General features: G+C 74.8%; 9 protein-coding genes. 5 read left to right on the plus strand and 4 right to left on the minus strand.

Annotated features, from left to right (window positions below; genetic code table 11):
* From ACTUAL_RS10850 to ACTUAL_RS10860, 3 genes are all read right to left on the minus strand, one after another.
* Positions 1–466 (minus strand): aldehyde dehydrogenase family protein (locus tag ACTUAL_RS10850; RefSeq protein ID WP_440900159.1); only part of this gene is annotated, 466 nt, incomplete at its 3' end.
* Between the two features lie 56 nt (positions 467–522).
* Positions 523–1287 (minus strand): NAD-dependent epimerase/dehydratase family protein, encoded by a 765-nt coding sequence (locus ACTUAL_RS10855; protein ID WP_440900160.1) that lies wholly within the window; start codon positions 1285–1287, stop codon positions 523–525.
* A gap of 24 nt (positions 1288–1311) precedes the next feature.
* A complete protein-coding gene (locus ACTUAL_RS10860; protein ID WP_373565524.1) occupies positions 1312–2136 on the minus strand; it encodes an IclR family transcriptional regulator in 825 nt (274 codons plus the stop codon).
* A 208-nt stretch (positions 2137–2344) separates the two neighbouring features.
* Here ACTUAL_RS10860 and ACTUAL_RS10865 point away from each other — a divergent pair, with 208 nt between their 5' ends.
* The 5 genes from ACTUAL_RS10865 to ACTUAL_RS10885 all read left to right on the plus strand — a co-directional run bounded on the left by ACTUAL_RS10865 (position 2345) and on the right by ACTUAL_RS10885 (position 6920).
* Positions 2345–3337: a 5-dehydro-4-deoxyglucarate dehydratase gene (locus tag ACTUAL_RS10865; RefSeq protein WP_440900161.1), complete on the plus strand. Its 993-nt coding sequence runs from the start codon at positions 2345–2347 to the stop codon at positions 3335–3337.
* Positions 3334–4590 carry an enolase C-terminal domain-like protein gene (locus tag ACTUAL_RS10870; protein WP_440900162.1) on the plus strand — a complete coding sequence of 419 codons (1257 nt, stop codon included), beginning with the start codon at positions 3334–3336 and terminating at the stop codon, positions 4588–4590. The genes ACTUAL_RS10865 and ACTUAL_RS10870 overlap by 4 nt, the downstream gene beginning before the upstream one ends.
* Positions 4584–5723 carry a hypothetical protein gene (locus ACTUAL_RS10875; protein WP_440900163.1) on the plus strand — a complete coding sequence of 380 codons (1140 nt, stop codon included), beginning with the start codon at positions 4584–4586 and terminating at the stop codon, positions 5721–5723. The genes ACTUAL_RS10870 and ACTUAL_RS10875 overlap by 7 nt, the downstream gene beginning before the upstream one ends.
* 44 nt (positions 5724–5767) lie before the next feature.
* Complete coding sequence (locus tag ACTUAL_RS10880) at positions 5768–6271, plus strand: hypothetical protein (RefSeq protein ID WP_096492093.1); 504 nt, start codon at positions 5768–5770, stop codon at positions 6269–6271.
* 85 nt (positions 6272–6356) lie between these two features.
* Positions 6357–6920, plus strand: coding sequence for a hypothetical protein (locus tag ACTUAL_RS10885; RefSeq protein WP_440900164.1), 564 nt, complete (start codon positions 6357–6359; stop codon positions 6918–6920).
* Positions 6921–6976: 56 nt separating this feature from the next.
* On the opposite strand, the gene ACTUAL_RS10890 is transcribed toward ACTUAL_RS10885, so the two are convergent.
* The coding region (locus ACTUAL_RS10890) for a fumarate hydratase C-terminal domain-containing protein (RefSeq protein WP_440900165.1) at positions 6977–7082 on the minus strand (106 nt) is incomplete at its 5' end.

Consider the following 7082-nt stretch of genomic DNA (forward strand, 5'->3'; position numbering starts at 1 on the left):
CCGACGCCGTGTCGCCGCCCGCCACCGAGAACGCGAACGGGAAGTTCGACGCCGAGAACACCGCCACCGGCCCCAGCGGGCGCAGCACCCGCCGCAGCTCCGGCCTCGGCGGGATGATGTCCGGGTCGGCGCCGTCCAGCACCGCCTCCACGTAGCTGCCCTCGCGCAGCACCCCTGCGAACAGCCGCAGCTGGTTCGTGGTCCGCTTCAGCTCCGTGGTCAGCCTCGGCACGCCCAGCGCCGTCTCCCGGTCGGCCGTCTCCACCAGCAGCCCGGACTCCGCGTCCAGCGCGTCCGCCAGCCGCTCCAGCGCGTCCGCCCGCTCCGCGCCGGGCAGCGTCGACCAGGAGGGGAACGCCGCCCGCGCCGCCCGCGCCAGCGCGTCCACCTCCGCGTCCGACGTCACCGGCACCGGCTCGCCGAACGGCTCCCCGGTCCTCGGGTCGTACCCCTGCACGACGCTCATCGCCCAGCCTCCTGCACCGCCGTGTCTAAGTCCGGGCCGACCCACACCCCGCCCAGTTACTTCAAGGCCAACGACTCCGGGTCCGGCTCGCCGTGCTGGGCGATCACCTCCGCCGCGAACACCTCCGAGTCGTCCTCGGACACGTACCCGAGCTCCCGCGCCGCCTCCAGCGAGAACCACCGCCGGGTGTTGTCCGAGACGCCCCACACCACCCGGAACCCCGGCGACGGCGCCGACAGGCACGCCTCGAACAACCGCGCCCCGTCGTCCGGGGACAGCCACGTCGACAGCATCCGCACGTCGCGCGGCTTCTCGAAGCACGACCCGATCCGGATCGCGATCACGTCCAGCCCGTACCGCGCCGAGTACATCGACCCCAGCGCCTCCAGGGCGACCTTGCTCACGCCGTAGTAGCTGTCCGGCTGCGGGAACAGCGCGTCACCGGCCTCGCCGGACGCCCGCTCGTAGAACCCCACCGCGTGGTTCGAGCTGGCCAGCACCACGCGCTTGACGCCCGCCCGCCTGGCGGCCTCCAGCACCGCGTGCGTGCCGTTGATGTTCACCTCCAGGATCTCCGCCCACGGCCGCTCCAGGCTGTGCCCGCCGAGGTGGATCACGGCGTCCACGCCCTCGCAGGCCCGTTCCACCGCCTCCAGGTCGGTCACCGAGGCGGTCACCAGCTCGACCTCCTCGCCCTCCTCGGCGGGGCGCTGCTCGGCGACGTCGAGCAGGCGCAGCACTCGGCCGGGCGCGGCCAACCGGGGGCGCATCAGCGAGCCGACGATGCCCGCCGCGCCGGTGATCAGGATCCGTGCGGTCAACGGGGGAGCCTTTCCGTGAGGGGATCAGCGGCCGAACTGCCGCAGCAGCTCGGTGACGGTGCGGGCCGCGTGCAGCAGCGCCCCCACCACCTGGCGCTCGTGCTCGCCGTCGAGCCTGCCCAGCGGCACCGAGCAGCTCATCGCGTCGAGCACGGGCGTGCGGTAGGGCAGCGCCACCGCGAAGCAGCCGAGACCGGGCGTGTTCTCCTCGCGCTCGTGGGCGTAGCCCACCCCGCGGAAGCCCGCGAGCTGCGCGTGCAGCGCCGCCCGGTCGGTGACGGTGTTCTGGGTGAGCGGGTCCAGCGTGGCGGGCAGGACGGCGTCGACCTCCTGCGGGGTGCGCGCGGCCAGCACCGCCTTGCCCAGCGACGTGGAGTGCGCGGGCAGCCGCCTGCCCACGCGCGAGACCACCCGCAGGTGGTGCTCGGACTCGCGGCTGGCCAGGTAGACCACGTCCGAGCCGTCGAGCCGCGCCAGGTGCACGGTCTCGTTGACCTCGCGCCTGACCTGCTCCATCACCCGGATGGCGACCTGCACCACCGGGTCGTGGTCCAGGTACGAGGTGCCGACGAGCAGCGCCCGCACCCCGATGCCGTACGTGCCCCTGGTGGAGTCCAGCTCCACCCAGCCCCGCGCCACGAGGGTCTGGAGCAGCATGTACAGGCTGGACTTCGGGTAGCTCAGCTCGCGGTGCAGCTCGGTGAGGGTGAGCGGGCGCTCCGAGGAGGACAGCACCTCCAGCAGTTCCACGGTCCGGTCCGCCGACTTCACCGCGTTCGGCCGAGCGGGTGACGTGCCTCCAGCCACTGGGTCCTCCACGGAAACGTTCAGGCAACACGCACTTGACACGTCGCTGCGGCGATTCTTACAGTCCGCCCCAGGGGTTCACAAGTACGACCTTAATTCAGATATGTGAAAACAGCTGAGATCGTCGACAAGTGAACACCACCAACGAGACGCGGGAGCGCCGGCCGCCGCCGGTCCCGCCCCGGCGCCGGGCGCGCGATCGACCACCCGGCGCGGGAGCCACCCAGCGATCAAGGGATGAAGGTCTGGTATGCAACTCGACGGGGTGCTGTTCTTCCCGGTGACACCGTTCGACGCGGGCGGCGGGCTCGACGAGGCGGTGCTGGCCGAGCACGTCAGGCGCGGTGTCGCCGCCGGGGCGGGCGGCGTCTTCGTCGCGTGCGGCACCGGGGAGTTCCACGCGCTGGCGCCGGACGAGTTCGAGCGCGCGGTCGCGGTCGCGGCGCGGGTCACCGAGGGCCGGGCGCCGGTGTTCGCGGGAACCGGCGGACCGCTGCCCACGGCGCGCCGCTGCGCCGAGGCCGCCCACCGCGCGGGCGCGGACGGCCTGCTCCTGCTCCCGCCCTACCTGGTGTCCGGACCGCCCGCCGGGCTGGTGCGCTACGTCGCCGGGGTGGCCGACGCCACCGACCTGCCGGTGATCGCCTACCAGCGCAACAACGCCGTCTTCACCCCGGCCACCGCGGTCGAGATCGCCGCGCTGCCGACCGTGGTGGGCCTCAAGGACGGCCTCGGCGACATCGACCTGCTGCACCGGATCGTGCTCGCCGTGCGCGAGCGGGTCGAGAAGCCGTTCCAGTTCTTCAACGGGCTGCCCACCGCCGAGCTGACCGTCCCGGCCTACCGGGGCATCGGCGTGGACCTGTACTCGTCCGCCGTGTTCTGCTTCGCCCCCGAGGTCTCGCTCGGCTTCTACCGGGCCGTGCACGCCGACGACACCGCACTGGTGCGCCGCTACCTCACCGAGTTCTACCGGCCGCTGGTCGAGCTGCGCGACCGCGTCCCCGGCTACGCCGTCTCGCTGGTCAAGGCCGCCGTCCGGGCCACCGGCCTCGACGTCGGCGGCGTCCGCGCGCCCCTGGTCGACCCCTCGCCCGAGCACCTCGCCGAGCTGGAGCTGATCGTGGCGGCGGGCCGGGCGCTCGCGCTGGAGACGGCGGGGGGCGCGCGGGAGAGCGGGGTGAACGGCTCGTCGGCGGGCGGGGCGAGCGGGGCGGTCGGGCAACCGGAGCTCGCCGGATGAGGATCACCGACGTCGTCGTCACCCCCATCGCCTTCCCCGACCCGCCGCTGCTCAACTCGGTCGGCGTGCACGAGCCCTGGGTGCTGCGCACGGTCGTCGAGGTCCGCACCGACGCGGGCCTCACCGGCCTCGGCGAGACCTACGGGGACATCGGCCACCTGAACCGGGTCCGGGCCGCCGCCCCCGCCCTCACCGGGCTGGACGTCCACGACCTCAACGGCATCCGCGCCCGCGTCTCCACCGCCCTCGGCGGCGAGGCGGGCTCGGACCGGCACGGGCTCACCGGGCGGCTCACCGTCGAGTCCACGGTCGACCGGGTGTTCTCCCCGTTCGAGGTCGCCACCTGGGACGTCCGGGGCAAGGCGCTGGACCGCCCCGTGGTCGACCTGCTCGGCGGCGCCGTCCGCGACGCCGTCCCGTACAGCGCCTACCTGTTCTACAAGTGGGCTGGCCACCCCGGCGCGGAGCCCGACGAGTGGGGCGCCGCGCTCGACGCCGACGGCGTCGTCGCCCAGGCGCGGGAGCTCACCCGCAGGCACGGCTTCCGGTCGATCAAGCTCAAGGGCGGCGTGCTGCCGCCCGACGAGGAGGTCGCCGCGATCCGCGCCCTGCGCGAGGCGTTCCCCGGCCACCCGCTGCGGCTCGACCCCAACGCGGCCTGGTCGCCTGCCACCGGGCTGGAGGTGGCGCGCGAGCTGGACGGCGTCCTGGAGTACCTGGAGGACCCCAGCCCGGAGATCGAGGGCATGGCCGAGGTCGCCGCCGGGTCGCCGCTGCCGCTGGCCACCAACATGTGCACGATCGCGTTCGAGCACCTCGCGCCCTCGGTGGCGGCGGGCGCGGTGCAGGTCGTGCTCTCCGACCACCACTACTGGGGCGGGCTCGCCAGGTCCAAGGAGCTGGCGGCGATCTGCCGGGCGTTCGGCATCGGGCTGTCCATGCACTCCAACTCGCACCTGGGCATCAGCCTGGCCGCCCTGACCCACCTGGCCGCCGCCACGCCCAACCTGGACTACGCCTGCGACACGCACTACCCGTGGAACAGCGCGTGGGACGTGCTCGCCGAGCCGCTGTCCTTCGTGGACGGCTCGCTGCCCGTGCCCACCGGCCCCGGCCTCGGCGTCGAGCTGGACCGGGACAAGCTCGCCGCGCGCGCCGAGGACTACCGCCGCTGCGGCATCGTCCAGCGCGACGACACCGGCTACATGCGGAGCATCGACCCCGGCTACGAGAGGAGACGACCCCGGTGGTGACCACCGTCGCGCACGCCTACCCCTGGGACCTCGTCGGCGACCCGGCGGCGGCCGAGCGGATCGCCGCGCTGGGCGTGGACGCGGTGGCGCTGGCCGCCTCGTACCACACGGTCCGCGCCGCGACCCCGTTCCACCCGCGGCACCGGCTGGTCGACGCCAGGCACGCCGCCTTCTACCTGCCGGTCCGGCCGAGGGCGTGGGGCAGGCTCGTGCCCGCCGCGCCGACCTGGGTCGACGGGGAGAACCCGTACGGCGCGGCCTCCGACGCCCTGCGCGCGGTCGGGCTGCCCGTGCACGCCTGGACCGTGCTCACGCACAGCAGCAGGCTCGGCGACCTGCACCCGGACCTGGTGGTGCGCAACGCCTTCGGCGACCGCTACCCGTACGCCCTGTGCCCGGCCAACCCGGACGTCGCCGAGTACGCCGCGGCCCTGGTGACCGAGGTCCTCGACCAGGGCGCGCCGGACGGCGTGGTGCTGGAGGCCTGCGGGCCGCTCGGCTTCACGCACGGCGGGCACCACGAGAAGACCGACGGCGCGGACTGGGGCCCGGTCGCCCAGAAGCTGCTGTCGCTGTGCTTCTGCGCGGCCTGCGAGCGGCGCTACCCCGACGCGGACGCGGTCCGGGCCGCCGTGCGCGCCGGCGTGGACGGCGGCGCGCCCGGCGTCGAGGAGGCGCTGGGGGAGTGGGCCGCCGGTGTGCGGGCCGCGCGCACGGCCCTGTCCCGCGACCTGCGCCGCGACCTGGTCGGCCTGGTCCGCGCGGCCGGGGCCAAGGCGGTCGTGCACGCGACCGCCGACCCGTGGGGCACCGGTCCGTTCGCGACGGTCGCCGACGGCGTCGGGGTCGACGTGGACGTGCTCACCCTGACCTGCTGGGGCGGCCCCGAGGCGTCCCTGCCCGCCATCGAGGCGTTGCGGGAGGCGGCGCCGGGCGTCCCGATCGCCGCCTACGTGCTGGCGCTGCCGCCCAGGACCGCCGACGCGGCGGCCCTGGTCGAGGAGTGGCGGCACTACGGCGTGGACGAGCTGCACCTCTACCACGCGGGCCTGGCCTCGGCGGACCGGATGTCGGCGATGGGCGAGGCGCTGGGGACCCTCCGGGGGCAGCCGGTCCTTCACCCTCGAGTGTGAGCACCCCGAGCAACCCGGCGCCCGCCCCGTTCCGTCCTAGGCGCATGAGGAGCCTAGGAACCGCAATCGGAACGGGTGCGCTGCTGGCCGCTGTGCTGGTCGGCTGCGCCTCCGGCCAGTCCGGCGAGGTCGGGGCGGGCGCGGGTTCGGGCCCGACGCTGACCACCGAGCCCGCGCCCACCACCAGCCCGGTCGAGGCCGAGCCCGACCCCGGCTTCGACTCGGCCGTGCCCCAGGGCGGGGTCGAGGTGCCCGCGAGCCAGCTCAACGCCAGCGCGCTGGCCGAGGGCAGCCCGCGCACCGCGTGGACCGAGGACGGCGGGCTCGTGCTCGGCGCCATCGGCCAGGAGGGCGGCTGCGGCACGTCGCGCATGGAGATCGTCGAGCAGAACGAGCAGCAGGTGATCGCCGTGCTGGTGGAGACCCTGTCCGGGGCCGACGAGATCTGCACGATGGACATCCGCTTCCCGCCGCTGACCGCGAAGCTCGACCAGCCGCTGGGGGAGCGCGCGGTGGTGCTCCAGGCCAGGCAGGAGCAGAAGGGGTAGCGCCCGCCGAGGGCCCGCCCGCACCGGGCGGGCCTTCGGTCCGCACGGCTGCAACCGCCCGGCCCGGTAGTACCGTCCTGGGACCATGAGGCCCAGCAGGATGAGGAACGCCGCCGTCGCCGTCACCCTCGCCGCGCTGGCCGGGTGCTCCGGTGGCGGGCAGGACCCCACCGGCGCGGTCGGCTCGTCGGCGCCCGGCGACGCGTCGACAACGTTGTCAGGAGCACCGTCGGGCGCCGTGCCCCCGGACTCGACCGGCACCGGCGACCCCACCGGCGAGCCCGGTGAGCAGCAGCCGCAGCGACCGCCGCAGCGCAGCGCCGAGCCGATCCCGCAGGCCGCGCCGCTGGAGGGCGCCAAGGTCGACGCCGCCGCGCTCCCGGAGACCTACGACAAGCAGGTCCAGGTCGGGCCGGACGGCCGGGCGCTGCTGGTCAACGGCCTGGCGGGCGGCTGCAAGAACGCCTCGGCCGAGGTCGCCGCGCAGTCCGCCGAGCAGGTCCTGGTCACCCTGGTCACCACGTACTACCCGCCGCGGGGCGGTGGCGCCTGCACCGACGACCTCCGCCCCGTGCCGCTCACCGTCACCCTCGACGCGCCGCTCGGCGAGCGCAGGGTCGTGCTGGAGAGCCGCGAAGAGGTCGGCTGACCCCGGAGCGCGCGGTGCGGCGCCCCTCGTCGGAGGGAGCGCCGCACCGGGGCGGGCTACTTGCGGAACGAGATCTGGAGCGTCGGCGCGGAGGTCTCGGCGAAGAAGTCGTTGCCCTTGTCGTCCACGACGACGAAGGCGGGGAAGTCCTCGACCTCGATC

It is taken from the genome of Actinosynnema sp., from assembly GCF_052038725.1.